The sequence below is a fragment of the Psychroflexus halocasei genome (assembly GCF_900107595.1).
Lineage (GTDB): Bacteria > Bacteroidota > Bacteroidia > Flavobacteriales > Flavobacteriaceae > Psychroflexus > Psychroflexus halocasei.
Map to the genome: position 1 here is coordinate 210,164 of NZ_FNQF01000003.1, position 16,309 is coordinate 226,472.

At 32.2% G+C, this 16,309-nt stretch carries 15 protein-coding genes; 11 read left to right on the forward strand and 4 right to left on the reverse strand.

All coding sequences use genetic code 11. The features are described 5' to 3' along the window. The first annotated feature begins 53 nt into the window (after positions 1-53). The 3 genes from BLV84_RS05130 (at position 54) to rpsU (ending at position 3,707) form a co-directional block, all read left to right on the forward strand. Positions 54-755, forward strand: a complete 702-nt coding sequence (locus BLV84_RS05130; RefSeq protein ID WP_093240830.1) for a queuosine precursor transporter — start codon at positions 54-56, stop codon at positions 753-755. Positions 756-762: 7 nt separating this feature from the next. Continuing rightward, entirely contained in the window at positions 763-3,429 is a 2,667-nt protein-coding gene (locus tag BLV84_RS05135; protein ID WP_093240833.1) for an AsmA family protein, read from the forward strand. Positions 3,430-3,512: 83 nt separating this feature from the next. Next, positions 3,513-3,707: a 30S ribosomal protein S21 gene (gene rpsU, locus BLV84_RS05140; protein WP_093240838.1), complete on the forward strand. Its 195-nt coding sequence runs from the start codon at positions 3,513-3,515 to the stop codon at positions 3,705-3,707. A gap of 73 nt (positions 3,708-3,780) precedes the next feature. Here rpsU and BLV84_RS05145 read toward each other — a convergent pair whose 3' ends face one another. Then, positions 3,781-4,575: a DUF2797 domain-containing protein gene (locus BLV84_RS05145; RefSeq protein WP_093240841.1), complete on the reverse strand. Its 795-nt coding sequence runs from the start codon at positions 4,573-4,575 to the stop codon at positions 3,781-3,783. Positions 4,576-4,652: 77 nt separating this feature from the next. Between BLV84_RS05145 and BLV84_RS05150 the strand changes: the two genes are divergently transcribed. From BLV84_RS05150 to BLV84_RS05165, 4 genes are all read left to right on the forward strand, one after another. After that, the gene (locus BLV84_RS05150) at positions 4,653-6,173 is read left to right on the forward strand and encodes a GH3 auxin-responsive promoter family protein (protein WP_093240844.1); all 1,521 of its coding nucleotides are present in this window, start codon (positions 4,653-4,655) and stop codon (positions 6,171-6,173) included. A gap of 112 nt (positions 6,174-6,285) precedes the next feature. Continuing rightward, positions 6,286-8,061 carry an arginine--tRNA ligase gene (gene argS, locus BLV84_RS05155; protein ID WP_093240847.1) on the forward strand — a complete coding sequence of 592 codons (1,776 nt, stop codon included), beginning with the start codon at positions 6,286-6,288 and terminating at the stop codon, positions 8,059-8,061. Between the two features lie 101 nt (positions 8,062-8,162). Next, on the forward strand, positions 8,163-8,681 hold the full coding sequence (locus BLV84_RS05160; protein WP_093240851.1) for a hypothetical protein: 519 nt from the start codon (positions 8,163-8,165) through the stop codon (positions 8,679-8,681). Between the two features lie 21 nt (positions 8,682-8,702). Next, positions 8,703-9,131, forward strand: a complete 429-nt coding sequence (locus BLV84_RS05165) for a hypothetical protein (RefSeq protein ID WP_093240854.1) — start codon at positions 8,703-8,705, stop codon at positions 9,129-9,131. Between the two features lie 5 nt (positions 9,132-9,136). Here BLV84_RS05165 and BLV84_RS05170 read toward each other — a convergent pair whose 3' ends face one another. Next, on the reverse strand, positions 9,137-9,745 hold the full coding sequence (locus BLV84_RS05170; protein WP_093240858.1) for a hypothetical protein: 609 nt from the start codon (positions 9,743-9,745) through the stop codon (positions 9,137-9,139). 51 nt (positions 9,746-9,796) lie between these two features. Beyond that, positions 9,797-11,680 (reverse strand): BamA/TamA family outer membrane protein, encoded by a 1,884-nt coding sequence (locus BLV84_RS05175; RefSeq protein ID WP_234953099.1) that lies wholly within the window; start codon positions 11,678-11,680, stop codon positions 9,797-9,799. A gap of 163 nt (positions 11,681-11,843) precedes the next feature. Here BLV84_RS05175 and BLV84_RS05180 point away from each other — a divergent pair, with 163 nt between their 5' ends. From BLV84_RS05180 to BLV84_RS05190, 3 genes are all read left to right on the forward strand, one after another. Further along, the gene (locus BLV84_RS05180; protein ID WP_093240863.1) at positions 11,844-12,347 is read left to right on the forward strand and encodes a DUF421 domain-containing protein; all 504 of its coding nucleotides are present in this window, start codon (positions 11,844-11,846) and stop codon (positions 12,345-12,347) included. A gap of 28 nt (positions 12,348-12,375) precedes the next feature. Further along, the gene (locus BLV84_RS05185) at positions 12,376-13,020 is read left to right on the forward strand and encodes a DUF2306 domain-containing protein (protein ID WP_093240866.1); all 645 of its coding nucleotides are present in this window, start codon (positions 12,376-12,378) and stop codon (positions 13,018-13,020) included. A gap of 75 nt (positions 13,021-13,095) precedes the next feature. Further along, on the forward strand, positions 13,096-13,695 hold the full coding sequence (locus BLV84_RS05190; RefSeq protein ID WP_093240871.1) for a hypothetical protein: 600 nt from the start codon (positions 13,096-13,098) through the stop codon (positions 13,693-13,695). Here BLV84_RS05190 and BLV84_RS05195 read toward each other — a convergent pair. Further along, positions 13,692-15,224: a GH3 family acyl-acid amido synthetase gene (locus BLV84_RS05195; RefSeq protein WP_093240875.1), complete on the reverse strand. Its 1,533-nt coding sequence runs from the start codon at positions 15,222-15,224 to the stop codon at positions 13,692-13,694. The two genes, BLV84_RS05190 and BLV84_RS05195, sit on opposite strands and share 4 nt — an antisense overlap. 439 nt (positions 15,225-15,663) lie before the next feature. On the opposite strand from BLV84_RS05195, the gene BLV84_RS05200 reads away from it, so the two are divergent. Then, complete coding sequence (locus BLV84_RS05200; protein ID WP_093240878.1) at positions 15,664-16,242, forward strand: TetR/AcrR family transcriptional regulator; 579 nt, start codon at positions 15,664-15,666, stop codon at positions 16,240-16,242. Positions 16,243-16,309: the final 67 nt, after the last annotated feature.

Genomic DNA, 16,309 nt, shown 5'->3' on the forward strand with positions numbered 1-16,309 from the left:
GCTGTAATTATTATCAATTTTTCGAACAAAGATAAACATCAACATCAAAACTTTTGACCCTAAAACAAAAACTTTCTGCCGAACGCACCTACTTAATTTTAGCTGCCCTATTTATCTCTTCATTAGTTGCTTCAAATTTAATTTTTCAAAAATTCTTTCAATATGATTTTTTTGGATTGTACACATTTGAAATCTCTGTGGGTATTTTGCCTTATCCAATCACATTTTTAGTCACAGATACGATAAGTGAGATTTATGGCAAACGCAAGGCCAACCAAGTTGTGACTGCTGGTATTTTTGCTTCATTATTCTCTTTACTTATTATTTTAGTTTCAGATGCAGCAACAGCAACAGCATGGAGTCCAGTTGGCGACGAGACTTTTCATAAAGTATTTGGTGCAACTGGAATCGCAATTTTCGCCTCCATGGCATCTTACCTATTAGCTCAGTATATTGATATTTATTTATATCATTTCTGGAAAAAATTGACAAAAGGAAAGCATTTGTGGTTACGTAATAACTTTTCAACTTTCACTTCGCAATTTGTTGATACAGCAACTGTTTTATTTTTGCTTTCTTTGTTTGGTAAAATAGATTGGTCTTTGTTTGGCGGACTGTTGCTTAGCGGATTTTTATTCAAAGTAATCATTGCCGCAATTGACACGCCTTTCTTATATTTAAGTGTTTATTTGTTTAGAAAAAAATTTAACCTCAAGGCTCATGAAGAGCTTAATTATGAAATATTAAAAAAGTAAATTTATCATGAAAAAATTCCTCAAAATTTTTGGTATAATCATTCTCGTTTTGGTTGCTGCCTTAGTTTTAACGCCGATTATTTTTGAAGACCAGATTGAATCTGAAATCAAAAAAGTCATTAATAAAAATGTAAATGCAACAGTTGATTGGAATGAACTCGACTTGAGTCTTTTCAGAAGCTTCCCTGATGCGAGTGTTCAATTAACTGATTTAAAAGTTATTAACAAAGCTCCTTTTGATGGTGACACTTTGGTAAACAGTGAGCAGATTAATTTAAATTTAGGTATACTTCAACTCTTCAAATCTGATCCAATCAAGATTGACAACTTCTCACTTGATGGCGCTTTAATCAACATTAAAGTGAATGAAGATGGCGCTGCAAATTACGATATTGCTAAGGAAACAACTGAGCAGCCTAAAGAGGAGGTCAATGAGGAATCAGGTGGAATGCAATTGGCTTTGCAATCTTATAAAATAAATAATTCAACAATTATTTACGATGATAAATCTGCTAAAACTTACCTGAAATTAAATGACTTCAATCACCATGGTAGCGGTGACCTTGAAGCCAATAAAACAACTTTAGAAACTCAAACAAACTCCCTTGTGACCTTTGTTTTTGATGAAGTTGAATATTTGAGTGACAACTCGATTGATTTAGCCGCAGATTTAGAAATAGATTTCGATCAAATGAAGTTTAGTTTCCTCGAAAATAAAGCGATGATTAATCAGTTGCCTTTAAATTTTGAAGGCTATGTTCAGATTTTTGATGACTACCAAGATATTGATGTTAGCTTTAGTATGCCAACTTCAAGTTTTAAAAACTTTTTAGGTCTGGTACCAAAGGCTTATGCTGGCAACCTTGAAGGTGTTGACACCTCTGGAGATTTTGAATTAAACGGTTCTATTAAAGGTCGTGTAGATGATGAAAATATTCCGAAAATCAACATTAAAGGTTATAGCGAAAACGCAAAAGTAAAATACGCTGATTTACCTAAATCTATTGATAATATTCATGTAAATGTTGAAATTATTAATGACTCTGGTAAAGTTGAAGACACTTATATAGACGTCAAACAATTTGCATTTAATATTGCGCAAGACTACTTTAAAGGACAATTAAAAGTCACAGACTTGATGAATGACATGATTGTTGATTTTGATGTTGACGGAAATATTAATCTTGCAAATATTAAGCAAGCTTACCCAGTTGATATTGAGCAAGACCTTAACGGACATCTAAAAGCAGAACTTGCAGGACGCGCCAATGTAGAGCAAGTTAGTCAAGAAAATTACAATAACTTAAACATCAACGGGCATTTAAGCCTAGACAACTTCAACTATGTTGATGAAGCTTTTCCGCACGAATTAAAGCTTAGTCAAATAGCTATTAGGTTTAATAAAAATCAAATACAGCTCGAAAACTTAGATATCAAGACAGGACAAAGTGATCTTAATGCAAAAGGAGAACTGAAGAATTTAATGGCATTTGTATTTTCAGATGGCGTTTTAAAAGGAAACTTCAATGCGCAGTCAAACAATTTTGTTGTAAGTGATTTCTTAGTTGAAGAAACTGAAGAAGAACAAAATGAGACTTCAAAAGAAGAAGAAACTGATCAACCAAAAACAACAAATCAAGGACAAACTGCATTTAAAGTACCTGACTTTTTAGACATTGTTTTAAACTTTGATGCAAAAAAAGTTCAGTATGATAATCTTAATTTAGATAATGTTAAAGGCGCTTTAAGCATCAGAAATGAAGCAGTTAATTTAGAAAAAATAAATGCTCGAATTTTTGGAGGAAATATCATGCTTGATGGATTAGTTTCAACAAAATCAAACAAACCTCAGTTTGATGTCAAATTAGATTTAGATTTAATTGATATCCAAAATACTTTTAAAGATCTACATCTACTTCAAAATGTCGCGCCTATTGCTGAAGCTTTAACGGGTCAAATGAATTTAAAAATTGATTTCAGCGGTTTAATCAATAAAGATTTAAGCTTAGACTTCAGTAGTTTAGCCGGTCAAGTTGCTGCTGACGTTCTCAATGCTGAGGTACACACCGAACAATCTAAATTAATCAGTGGAATTTCTAATCGATTAGAAAATGTCAATCTAGGAAACAAAAAATTGAAAGATCTCAGCGCAATGTTGGAATTCAATGATGGTAAAATCAAAACAAAACCATTTGATTTTAACATTGAAGACATTCAGGTTAATGTTCAGGGTGAACAAGGCTTTGATAAAAGTATTAACTATAATTTAGACTTGGATATCCCTGCTAAATATTTGGGAGACAAACTTGGCGGACAGTTAGCAAATTTAAGCGGTCAAGAGCTGAAAGACTTCAAAATTGATTTACCAATTAGTTTAAGCGGACAATACAATAGTCCTAAAATTAACCTCAACATGAAAACAGCCATCAATGATTTAAAAAATAAAATCGTTGAAGAACAAAAAGGTAAATTGAAAGATAAAGCTGAAGACAAAATCAAAGATTTCTTGAATGACAAACTCAACAACAAAAAAGATAGTACGCAAACCGAACAAGATTCTGTAAAAACTAAACAGAAAGAAGAAACAAAAGACAAGATAAAAGGAGCCTTAGAAGGTTTATTTGGCAAGAAAGAAAAGGACGAAAAGGAAAATAAAGAAAAAGATGAAAATTAAACACGCAAATACTTTATTGTAAGATAATTATTTCTAAATTTGCAAACCATTAAAATGATAAAAACGATTTAATATATTTTCATATGCTAGTAGTTAAAGTAAAGGACGGTGAAAAAATAGAACGCGCTTTAAAAAGATTAAAAAGAAAATTCCGTGATACTAAAGTTTTACAAACTTTACGTAGCAAAAAAGAATTTACAAAACCTTCAGTTGCTAAGAGACAGCAAATGAAGAAAGCGGAATATATTCAGTCTTTAAGAGAGAAAGAGAACTTATAAAGTTCGCTTTTTAAACATACAAAAAAGGCTTCATTAACTTGAAGCCTTTTTCTGTTTCTTATTATTTTACGATTTAATGTAACTCTAAATCAACAACGAAACCTTCGTTATTTCTGACATTAAAAACGGTATCATCTTGAAAAATTAAATACTGACCTTTTATTCCTACAAGTTTACCTCTATAATTATCCTTCTTACTCAAGTTTAAACTTTTCAACTTTTTAGGATAATTTAAAACTGGAAAATGAATCTCAACTTCTTGATTATTTTCTATAAAATATTCTTGAGCTTCATCAGGAATAAACTCTCTCAACTGATTCTTAATATCTACCAAGTTTTTATCCTCTATTTCATTTTTCAACATTGTTCGCCAATTCGTTTTATCAGCCACATGCTCTTTTAAAGCAACTTCGGTAAGACCAGCCAAATATCGGTTTGGCACTTCAACAACTTCAATAGCTTCGTGCGCACCTTGATCTATCCAACGTGTTGGCACTTGCGTTTTCCTAGTGACACCAACTTTAACGTCACTCGAGTTTGCTAAATAAACAATATGTGGTTGCAATTGCACTTTTTTCTCGTAGTCAAGATCACGATCTTCTTGATCCAGATGCGCAGTACTCAACTCAGGTTTCATGATCCAGTCACCAACCTTAGCCGAAGCCTGAAAACAATCGTAACAAAAGCCTTGGCGAAATATCTTTTTGGCCTTATGACAGTTTAAACACTCATACTTAACGAAGTAAATAGCAATTTCACGATTGAGAAGCTGATTCATGTGAATGATGTCTGTATCCATATCGAGAAAGTAATTGACTTCCTCTGCTAATGAAGTTCTCATTTTTCTGAGAACAGAGCGATATATCATATTTTTTGTATTTAATTAATGTGTAATTCCGAATGATTTCTTACTTTAGAATCGAAGTTATAAAGATAAAATAATTCATGCCAATTCCCATTTTTAACTCAATTGCATCTTGGATTTTAAAAAAGAGAATCCACCAAATGGAACTTTTTGTAAAATATCCAAACGAAGTTCAAACAGAGTTATTGACTGATCTTATTCAGTTTGCAAAAAATACTGAAATCGGAAGAAAATACGACTTTAAATCGATCAATAGTTATCAAGATTTTGCAGATCGCGTGCCTCTCACCTATTATGAAGATTTGGAAGATACGATTGAACGCAGCAGAAATGGCGAAAATAATATCATTTGGCCGACGCCTATCAAGATGTTTGCAAAATCAAGTGGAACAACGAGTTCTAAAAGTAAATTTATTCCTGTCAGTCAAGAATCTTTAGAAGAGTGTCACTATGCCGCCGGGAAAGATATTTTGTGCATGTATTTAAATAATAATGAGAATGCAAAACTATTTACTGGTAAAAGTTTACGACTTGGTGGTAGTAAAGAAATTTATAAAGATAAAGGCACGTCTTACGGCGATTTATCAGCATTACTCATTGATAATATGCCATTTTGGGCAAACTACAAAAGTACGCCCAGCAACGAAATTTCGTTGATGAATGATTGGGACACAAAAATGGAAGCCATTGTAAATGAAACAATGAAAGAAAACGTGACAAGTTTAGCTGGAGTTCCGTCTTGGATGTTGGTTTTACTCAATAATATTTTAGAGAAAACAGGAAAAACAAAAATTAGTGAAGTTTGGCCAGAACTTGAAGTTTACTTTCATGGGGGTGTTAGTTTTGAACCTTATAAAACGCAATATGACTCCATTATTAAACAAGATAATTTCAGATATTACGAAATCTATAATGCTTCTGAAGGCTTCTTTGCTGCTCAAGATTTAAACAACTCAAAAGATTTACTCCTGATGTTAAACTACGGAATTTTTTATGAGTTTATTCCGATGAAAACTTATGGCACGCCAGACGAAAAAATCATTCCATTAAGTGAAGTTGAAGTTGGCCAAAATTACGCAATCGTTATCACGACAAATGCAGGCTTATGGCGTTATAAAATTGGAGATACCATCAAGTTTACGTCTATTAACCCTTATAAAATAAGAGTCACTGGCAGAACAAAGCATCATATTAACGCTTTTGGTGAGGAGTTAATTATTGAAAATGCTGAAGAAGCTATCCGTCAAACTATACAAGAAACGCAATCTGAAATTGTTGAATTTACAGCTGCGCCAATTTTCATGGATGGTAAAACAAAAGGCGCGCATGAATGGATTATAGAATTTAGGAAAGCACCGAAAAATCCAGACGAATTTAGAGATCGGTTAGATTTAAATCTTCAAAAAGTCAATAGTGATTACGAGGCTAAACGCTATAATAATATGACGCTTAATAAACTCCAACTGAATGTTGCAAAACCACAACTCTTTCATGAATGGTTAAGACAAAATGATAAACTCGGCGGACAACATAAAATTCCGCGTCTCTCTAATAAACGCGACTACGTTGAGGAGCTTTTAAAAATCAACCAACAACTCTAACTTTTGCTTTTGAAAATTTCGAAAAAAGCAATCCGAAAACATTTTAGAAAACAAACAATGGCTTTAATGGCGTAGATAATTAGATTATCTTTGCCAGCCAAATGATAAGATTATGGACATGACACATAGCATTGAAAATTCAGTAAAAGATTATCTTCAAAAAAAATATGAAGTTACCGTTGAAAGTTTTGAATTTCAGCAAACTCGGAAAGAATTTGAAGGTGATATAACGCTTGTGGTTTTTCCATTATTGAGATATGTTAAAACAAATCCCGTTAAGCTTGGAGAAGAGTTGGGCGAACATTTAGTTAAGGATGTTGAGCAAATTTGTGCATTTAACGTCATCAAAGGTTTTTTAAACCTCAGCTTTACAAATTCATTTTTTGTTAATCAGCTTGAAGAAATCATCACAACACAAGATTTTGGAACACAGCAGAAAGATGAAAAATCTGACAAAATGATGGTTGAGTTTTCCTCGCCAAACACTAATAAGCCTCTGCATTTAGGACACGTTAGAAACAATCTTTTAGGTCACTCAGTTTCTGAAATCTTAAAGGCAAATGGTAAAGAAGTTTTCAAAACTCAAATCATTAATGACAGAGGAATTCACATTTGTAAATCAATGTTGGCTTGGCAAAAATTTGGTCAAGGTGAAACACCTGAATCAACAGAAATGAAAGGTGACCACTTTGTGGGAAAATACTATGTGATTTTTGATCAGAAATACAAAGTAGAAATCAAAGAACTAATTGAGAAAGGTCACACTGAAGAAGAAGCAAAAAAACAAGCGCCACTGCTTTTAGAAGCGCAAAAACTTCTTAAAAAGTGGGAAGAAAATGATACTGAAACAGTTGCCCTTTGGCAAAAAATGAACAACTGGGTTTATGAAGGTTTTGAGAAAACCTACAGTGATTTAGGTGTTGATTTTGATAAAAACTACTACGAAAGTGAAACATATATCCTCGGAAAAGAGTTTGTTTTAAAAGGTCTAAAAGATGGCATTTTCTACAAGAAAGAAGATGGTAGCATTTGGGTTGATCTCTCTGAAGACGGACTCGACGAGAAACTATTGCTCAGAGCAGATGGCACTTCGGTTTACATAACGCAAGACATTGGGACAGCCATACAAAGAGTTAAAGATTTCCAGATTAACGGTTTGGTTTATACCGTAGGAAATGAACAAGATTATCACTTTAAAGTTTTGTTTTTAATTCTAAAAAAATTAGGCTTTGCTTGGGCGGAACATTTATATCATTTGAGTTATGGCATGGTTGAACTTCCTGACGGAAAAATGAAAAGCCGTGAAGGAACTGTTGTTGATGCTGATCAACTTATTGAAGAAATGGTAACATCAGCTCAAGAAATTGCTGAAGAATTAGGAAAAATTGACGATTTAGAAAAAGAAGAAAAACAAAAGCTTTATCAAGCAATAGGTAAAGGCGCATTGAAATATTTTATTTTAAAAGTAGATCCTCGAAAAAATATGCTTTTTGACCCTAAAGAATCTATAGATTTCCAAGGGAACACAGGTCCTTTTATTCAATACACACATGCGAGAATTCAGTCGCTTAAACGTAAAGCAAATATCGCTGATTTTTCAGTTATTGATTACAAAAATGCTTTAGACCTTAAAGAAAAAGATATTATCAAGCATTTGCTAAAACTGCCATCGACAATAGCGCAAGCTGGAGATGAACTCAACCCTGCCTTGATTTGTAATTATACTTATGATTTGGTGAAGCTATTCAATTCATTTTATCAAAATTCACCGATTATTATTGAGGATAAAAATGTCACACAATTTAGAATTTCAATCGCTGATCAAGTTGCAAAAACAATTGCTTTAAACTTGAATTTATTAGGAATTGAGAGTCCACAACGTATGTAAGTTATTTCATTTATATTAACTTTTAAAGGAATGTATCTTAAGTGCATTCCTTTTTTTATGAATAATTTCTATCTTTAGAAAACTAACACAAACCTATCACCATGAAAAACTCATTATTGATTGCACTTATATTCTCATCAACAATAGCTTTTAGCCAAATCAATGTTTCGAAATCACAAACGGAAAACAGATGGCGAGTTGGCGGAAATATTGGTTTAAGTTTTGGGAGTAACGATTATTTTGGCTTTGGTATCGCACCGAGTATAGGTTATAAAATCACTGAAGGTTTGGAAGGTGGAATCACGGTTGGTTATCGTTATTCTGACTGGAAATACTCAAAACAACACATGCTTAACACTGGACCATATTTGAATTATTATGCGATTCAAAATTTATTTTTGAGAGCGCATTATGAATATTATAATGGAACTCAAAAAAATAAACTCACATCAAACTCAACAAGTTTTGATGAAAACGCTTTGTGGCTAGGCGCTGGTTATCAAAGCGGCGGACGCGTTAAGGTTTACTTTGGTTTAATGTATAATGTGCTTTACAAAGATAACGAGAGTATATTCTCAAACGGCTTGCGCCCTATTGGCGGTGTGAGTGTTAGTCTTTGATCTATTAAAGTAAATCTTAAAATGAAAACAACCTTACTTTTTAGTCTGATATTACTATTATTCTCTTGTCATGAAAATAATAATAAGAACGAAGAAACCAATCTGATCGAAAATACGAACATCAATCCTGATAATTTCAGTGATTTGTTACATACCGAACCAGATGAAAAAAGTCTTTCTCTTAATAATTTTAAATCTTCTATCAATAAAGGCTTTCTTTCTCATGATGAAGCTTCCGAAATTCTCTCCTCTAAGCATTCTTTAGATAAAAGTGACAAGCTTAGACTTTTATATTATACGCAGACTGATTCAACACAAAAATGGATTTACAGAATAAATAGCACAAGAAAACTGATTATCAAAAATGTAAAGGTATTTGAAGCATCTAAAACAAAAACTACTGATTTGACTGTTGAAAGAACTGTCATTGAAATGACAAAAGTTTTATAAAAAGACTATCCCAAAACTGTCATTATAGTTACAAAAATAGTCCATAAGCTAATGCCATTAATAAAGATTAATTCTGTAATCCCATTGATGCCATTTTTAATAATTGAAAGGGCGACAAAGATCATCATTAATCCGATAATGATAGTTCCTACAACTCCCAAAACTTTAAAATCTGCCAAAACAATCAACTGAAATGTCAGAATAAGTCCTGGTAGTGATAAAAAAACAATCACAGCTAAAAGATTATGCAAAATCCTTTGCATATTTGTTTTAACAGCTTCTTTACTAAAAGGCCTAATATTGTGAGGTACAAAAGCTAGCGAAGCTAAGGAAAGGCATCCAAAATCAATGTATTGCATTAATTGATTGTAACCTCTTAAATCATAAAAGCTAGTGAGTAAAAGAAAGAAAAAATAAGTTAAAAAAGCCGTTACAAATAGAAGCCACTTATAACCTTTAACAAAGCTATCACCATATAGATCTTTGTTGCTTAAAAAACTCAAAGTAAATTTGTTCAGATCTAAATCAACAAACTTCAAAGCCTTTTTGATAAAGTGAGGCAATAAGCTGGCTTGCGTAAAACCAATAAGTAAGATTCCTAATTTGATAAACATTATAATGAAAATATTTTCAAAAATTAAATTCTAAAATAATTTAAAGACGACTTAATTATACCAAACTGGGGAAGGTTTACCTATTTCAAAACCTTGCAAACCTCCTTCATCGAAATAATTACTATCAGTATTAAAAATATTTTTGCCTTCAGCTGGAATTTCAGGATAATATGACAAGGAGAATCGAACAGAATTAAAGACCAAATAATCATTCCTTAAAATAAGTCCGATACTGAAAGATGAAAAAAGTTTATTGCTGCTGTAAGATTCATTCCCTGCCAAAATAGCTGCATTCATATTAAAATAAGGGTTAAGTCTAAATCCCAAAAGTTCACGTGAGGAGTAAAACTGCGTTTGTAAAGACAAAGCATATTTTGAAGTTCCTAACAAATCACTATCAAAACCAGGGATACCAATACTGTTTTTTAAGCCTTCTTGATTGCCGTAAAAATTACCAAAATCATTCACTTCATCAATTGTTAATCGATCACCAAAAGAATCTAAACGGTTTTTACCAATAATAAATTGAGGTTTAATAAATTGACGCATTCGCCATTTTGGCCCCAACTCTATCAAATTTGTAAAATAATTAATACGCAACGCATAAGCCGATTGCTCAGGAACTGAACCTTTCATGAAAGTTCCATATTCAAGACTTCCATTTAAATAACCCCAATCGTAATAATTTCCATGAGCAACTTTTGCTCCGAAGTAAAATCGGTTACTTTGGTTTTTATACTGATTTCCAAGTGTGATCGAATAAATATCTCCAACAGGTACGTTTTCAATAATTCCATCTCTAAAAATAAACCTATCTTCTAAAAATTGTCTTGAAGAAATACCAATGCTACCCAAGTAAAAAGTTTCACTTGTAAAGAAGTTGATTTTATCATATTCCGCACTTGGTTTTTCACTGTAATCAACATGAAGAAGCCTTGAAGTCGCAATAATATTTGCTTTTCGCTCTCTATCAGATTGCCCTTTAAATAAATGAAAAGAATAACCTCCCCAAATATCCTGAGACCTGTATTTAAAAGCCTGCGGATCATCAACAGCGACATCCATGCCTGGCAAAAATTTTAATTTATATTGTTCATCTACATAAATACCTGCTGCCCATTTTGTAAATGGCGAGAAAAAATTTCGATCAACATTAAAGCGTTTATTGTAGTTCCCAATCAAGTCTTCTTCATAAGCAACATACGAACTGATGTAAGTATTCTTAAAGTTTGGTAGTTTATAAAAGAATTGCGGTGCAATTTTTCCTGAGCTGAAGCGATTTTGCATACCGATGTCAAACTGATGTCCAAAGCCTAAATAATTATAATCTGTAAGTTTTATTTTCATTTTTGACCCAGAAAATGAAGCTTTGGGTATCCAGCTCCACGAGTCTAAAGAAGTGATAATCACATCAACTGAATCTTGACTTTTCTCAACGGGTTGAACGGTGATTTCAACATCTCTCACAAATTTCTGAGATCTTATTAGACGCTCAGATTCCTTAATTTTTGAAACATCAAGTGCTTGATTTTTCTTGATAATCACGTAATTCTTTATCGCAAAATCTTTAGACTTTATGTGAAGTAAATTCCCTGTCCGTTCCAACCAATTTCTCGTTGTTTTTGTAGAATCTGTAAAGGAAAAACCAAACGGATCGTGGCTATCGACTTCAATCTTTCTGATAATTTTGCCTTGATAAGGCTCAAGATCCTGTCGCTCTCTCACCTTTGTTTTATTCTTAGATTTTTTGTTTGATTTAAAAATAAGTCGATGCAAAAATTTTGAAGTTTTTGATTCTTCAGAAAAATCTTCAATTTTATCGTAAACTATGTCTGTTGAATCTTTCTTTTTTTCTTTGACTTGAGAGAAAACAGACTGAACTATGAATAAGCATAAAAAAGTAAATACAAAATGATATTTATTCAGTTCTAACATAGATTATAAAACAAAATTAGATGATAAAATTAACGGCGCAAAAGGTAATATATTTGAAGTAAATCAACCTCAAATTAAAGTTTTTACAACATATAATTGTACAAACAATCTTCAACTGAAATTTTAAAAGTACATTTAATCATCTTTTTTTAAATCTTATATTATGAATCTAGAAAATGCAGTATTAATCATTGCCTCTGTTGTCGCTATTTTTGCTATTACTATCTTAATCACAAGAGTTTTTGGTTTAAGAACATTTGCTAAAATGTCAAGTTTTGATTTTGCCTCAACTATTGCCATTGGGTCAATATTGGCCAGTATCATTCTCAATAAAGATCAAGGCATTTTAAAAGGAGCGCTCGCATTAATTTCCATTATTGCTTTTCAAGCTCTTTTCTCATATTTGATTAGAAAGAGTGACGTTTTCAAGAAACTCTTTACTAATAAACCTCAGTTTTTAATGAAAGATGGTGAAATTTTTCACGACAAACTCAAACAATGTAATGTTGACCAAAGTGACTTGATGGCAAAGTTAAGAGAAGCAAATGTTCACCGACTGTCTGATGTAAAAGCTGTTGTTTTTGAAAGCACAGGAGATATTTCTGTTTTGCATAACTCAGATGATATCAAGATTGATGAGATGATCACTGAAGATGTGATGAATTGAATCAATGATTATTTTATGAAAATTTTGAATGGAGAAATATATTTACTTACTCATCATTATCCACGCAAGCTTTGGTGGTTTTGCCCTGATTGCAGGTTTTATAGCACTCATCGTTAAAAAAGGAAAAAATGTTCACCGTAAATCAGGACTTGTTTTTTTCTATGGAATGATACTTTCAGGAATCAGCGCGCTTATCATTTCAGTTTTACCAAATCATGAAAATCCATTTTTGTTTGCTATCGGTATTTTCAGTTTATACTTTGTGATTACAGGAAAAAGAGCCCTAAATTTTAAAAAGAAAAATCCTGTTTTGATGGCTGATAAACTGATTTCAGTACTGATGGTTTTTACTGGAACTTTAATGATTTTCTTACCTTATATTTATTCAAGAACAATTAATTTGATTCTTGTTGTTTTTGCTATTGTCGGCATATTTTTTTCAGTAAAAGATCTTCTCCTCTATCGCAAGCCAGATAGATTAAGGAAAGCTTGGTTAAAATTACATCTTGGCAAAATGATTGGTGGCTTCATATCTGCGACAACAGCTTTTGTCGTTGTCAATAATTTTATTTCTGGCATCTCAGCGTGGTTTATACCTGGAATCATTGGCGGATTTATTATTTTTTACTGGATAAAAAAAGTCGCCAAACCAAAAGTTACTTTAAAGAAGTAATTCAAGTTTTATGAGTCTTTTAATAAGTTTTTTGCTTAGCTTGATTTAAATTGAAAGTAAACATAGATTCATTTCATGAAATTTACAAATAAAACAATTCCTAACATTATAAAACCTCAAGTTGAAGAAGCACTTTCATATTACCCTGAACTGAAAGACACACCCATTACTTTTAAGTTTAAAAAAAATATTAACAAGTCAACGATGCAGGCTCAGCCAAAATTTGCTAGCCTTTTAAAGCCCAGAGGAAGTAGAAGTTATGTTATTCTCATCAGTGAAAAATTTCACATTGAAGGTGAAGAGTTTAAAGTTATTGATGTTGATGATGATATTATGATTGGCTGGATAGGCCATGAACTCGGTCACGTAATGGATTACAGAGATAGAGGGAAATTTGATATGATTATTTTCGGCTTGAAATATTTGTTTTCAAGTGCGCATATTAAGGAAGTTGAAAGAGCTGCAGATACTTTTGCTGTTGAACATGGAATGTATGAATACATTTTAGCTACAAAAAATTTCATTTTAAACAACACGAGTATTAGCTCTGAATATAAAGCCAGAATTAAAAAACTTTACATGTCACCTGAAGAAATCATGGAGCTTGTTAACAATTTAGAGCCTGATGAAGTTGAGGAAAAGGTTAAAGAGGAAATCAAAGAAAAGAAGGCTTAAGATAATTGCTTCTTGACAAAAGCCTCAAAATCTTTAAATTTTTCTTCACCCATCACTTTTTCCATTTTCACTTGTCCACCTTTTTTCTTGTTGGCACCACTCCACTCATAAAAAACTTCCATTGGCAAGACTTTTACTTTGACACCTTTGAGTGCTTTTGAGCGTGCAACTTTATAATTTTTATTTGCATTTTTTAAAATATCGTCAAGTGCTTTAGCCAAACCTTCTTCACTAATATCAAGTTTATCATCAGTTCCTAAATGCCAAACGTGATGAAACTCACCATCAATTTTGACAGCAGAAACAGTAAATTCTGGTAATTTAATGTCGAATTTATTTTCCAATTCTTGAATGGCATCATTCATTTTATTGACAGAAAGCTGGGAACCAACAACATTTAAAAAAAACTTTGTACGACCAGTAATTTTAATTTCAGCACGTTTTTTATCTGTAAAAGCAATGGTATCACCAATTAAGTATCGCCATGCACCAGAGACAGTACTCATCAATAAAACATAGTCTTTCCCCTCTTCAACATCTGCAAAACTGACCACTGGTGCATCTTCAGAAATAGAGCCATCTTGCTGAATATAACTTGGCTCAAAAGGAACAAATTCAAAATAAATTCCGTTATCTGTAATCAACTGCATCGCCGATGTTTCTGGCCGTATTTGGCAGGCTATGAATCCTTCAGAAGCTAAATAAGTATCAATAACTATGATCGGATGTTTTAGTAAAGCGTTGAAACTTTTTTCGTAAGGCTTAAAAGCAACACCACCAGATGTATAAACTTGAAGGTTAGGCCAAATATCATGTATCGTTTCCACTTTGTGATAATCAATCACTTCTTTCAGCATAAGTTCCATCCAAGAAGGAATTCCGCTTAAAGCGCCGATATCCCAGTTTTTTGCGTTTTCAGCTATGTGCTTCACACGTTCATCCCAATCATCAATTTTGGCAATTTCTTCACCAGGTTTATAGTATCCTCTAAACCAAAAAGGAATATTACTTGCGCTAATACCACTTATTTCACCCTCATAATGATCACCTTTTTGAGCTAAATTCGTTGAACTACCAAGCATCATAATTTCTTTTTCAAAAAAATCAGATGGCAAATCGAAGTTTGCTAAGGCCGTCACTTGCTTAATTCCAGATTTCTTAATAGCGTCGAGCATATCTTCAGAGACAGGAATTTTCTTGCTTGTTTTACCTGTGGTTCCTGAGCTTATAGCGTAATAAGATGGCGCACCAGGCCAACTAATATCTTCTTCACCTTCATGAAGTCTGTGCCACCATTTTTCGTTCATCTGATGATAATCAAAATAAGGAACTTTTTCACTAAAAGCTTTTTCAACATCATCACTTTCAAGAATTTTTTCAAATCCATAATATTTCCCAAAAGCAGTCTCTTTAGCTTTTTCGAGTAATTTTATTAACACCTTTTGTTGATCTTCAGCAGGATTATTTTCACCTGTAATCGTATCAGTTACATTAATAATATTTTTAATAATTGAACCAACAATTGCCATATGAGAGTTTTTAAGAATCCTCTCAAAGATAGTTTTTAAAGTATTTTGTTTAACTATTCCGTTTATAAAAATTCGTTAATTTGAATAAATTCATCATTTAATCTTTAAAAGCTTTTAATAATGACTTTGCAAAATTTCGAACTTATCCTTCAATTATCAAACAGTTTATTCTGGAGTTAATTGATAAATTCATTCAGAAAAGTCATTTCTAAAATCTAATCATTTTTTAAAGTCAAGCCAATTCCAGGTCTGAGTCATTTCTAAATCTCTTCATAAATTAGTAAATTATCTTTTCTGTAAATCATTACACAAACTGATATTTCATTTCCGATTCTCAAAGATGACTATTTAAAGTGATGTTAAAAGTAAGCTTTTAAAAAAAGAATGAACGTTCATTTATTTATGTTTGCATTATCTAATTAACCCAAGAAAATGTAAAATGAGCCAAAAGGAAAAAGTCACTGATAAAAAGAAAGCGCTTTTAGATGCCACTTTAAATCTTGTCAATAACGACGGGTTTCACAAGGCATCCATGTCAAAGATTGCGAAACTTGCAAAAGTAGCACCAGCAACAATTTATTTGTACTTTGAAAATAAGCAAGATTTGATCAACTCACTGTATTTATCAGTCAAATCATCTTTCAGCGACTATGCTTTTAAAGATTATCGAGACGACCTACCCGTCAAAAAAGGCTTTGAAATTATCTGGAATAATATCGCCGATTATAAATTGAATAAAATCGATGAAGCCACTTTTTTATCTCAATGCGACAATTCCCCAATTATTGATGATGCTATTGCAGAAGAAGGTTTAAAGCATTTACAACCCTTACTCGATTTATGGAAAAAAGCGAAAGATGAAGGTATCGTCAAGCCGCTTTCAAACTATATTCTTTACGCATATACAATTTACCCTTTGTCATTTTTACTCGCAATACAGCAAAAAAATTATTACAAAATCAGTGATGAAATGCGTCAGAAAGCTTTTCAGAGCGCATGGGATGCTATTAAAATATAAAAAACCAACCTCTTTAATGAATGAATATTCATTAATAATTTAGAATAAAATAAAACCAAAAAAAATA

Coding starts and splice junctions, on each gene's coding strand:
- BLV84_RS05180 (WP_093240863.1), top strand. CDS start 11,844: ATGAATCTAGAAAATGCAGTATTAATCATTGCCTCTGTTGTCGCTATT.
- BLV84_RS05160 (WP_093240851.1), top strand. CDS start 8,163: ATGAAAAACTCATTATTGATTGCACTTATATTCTCATCAACAATAGCT.
- BLV84_RS05150 (WP_093240844.1), top strand. CDS start 4,653: ATGCCAATTCCCATTTTTAACTCAATTGCATCTTGGATTTTAAAAAAG.
- BLV84_RS05185 (WP_093240866.1), top strand. CDS start 12,376: ATGGAGAAATATATTTACTTACTCATCATTATCCACGCAAGCTTTGGT.
- BLV84_RS05190 (WP_093240871.1), top strand. CDS start 13,096: ATGAAATTTACAAATAAAACAATTCCTAACATTATAAAACCTCAAGTT.
- BLV84_RS05135 (WP_093240833.1), top strand. CDS start 763: ATGAAAAAATTCCTCAAAATTTTTGGTATAATCATTCTCGTTTTGGTT.
- BLV84_RS05165 (WP_093240854.1), top strand. CDS start 8,703: ATGAAAACAACCTTACTTTTTAGTCTGATATTACTATTATTCTCTTGT.
- BLV84_RS05170 (WP_093240858.1), bottom strand. CDS start 9,745: ATGTTTATCAAATTAGGAATCTTACTTATTGGTTTTACGCAAGCCAGC.
- BLV84_RS05195 (WP_093240875.1), bottom strand. CDS start 15,224: ATGGCAATTGTTGGTTCAATTATTAAAAATATTATTAATGTAACTGAT.
- argS (WP_093240847.1), top strand. CDS start 6,286: ATGGACATGACACATAGCATTGAAAATTCAGTAAAAGATTATCTTCAA.
- BLV84_RS05175 (WP_234953099.1), bottom strand. CDS start 11,680: ATGTTAGAACTGAATAAATATCATTTTGTATTTACTTTTTTATGCTTA.
- rpsU (WP_093240838.1), top strand. CDS start 3,513: ATGCTAGTAGTTAAAGTAAAGGACGGTGAAAAAATAGAACGCGCTTTA.
- BLV84_RS05200 (WP_093240878.1), top strand. CDS start 15,664: ATGAGCCAAAAGGAAAAAGTCACTGATAAAAAGAAAGCGCTTTTAGAT.
- BLV84_RS05145 (WP_093240841.1), bottom strand. CDS start 4,575: ATGATATATCGCTCTGTTCTCAGAAAAATGAGAACTTCATTAGCAGAG.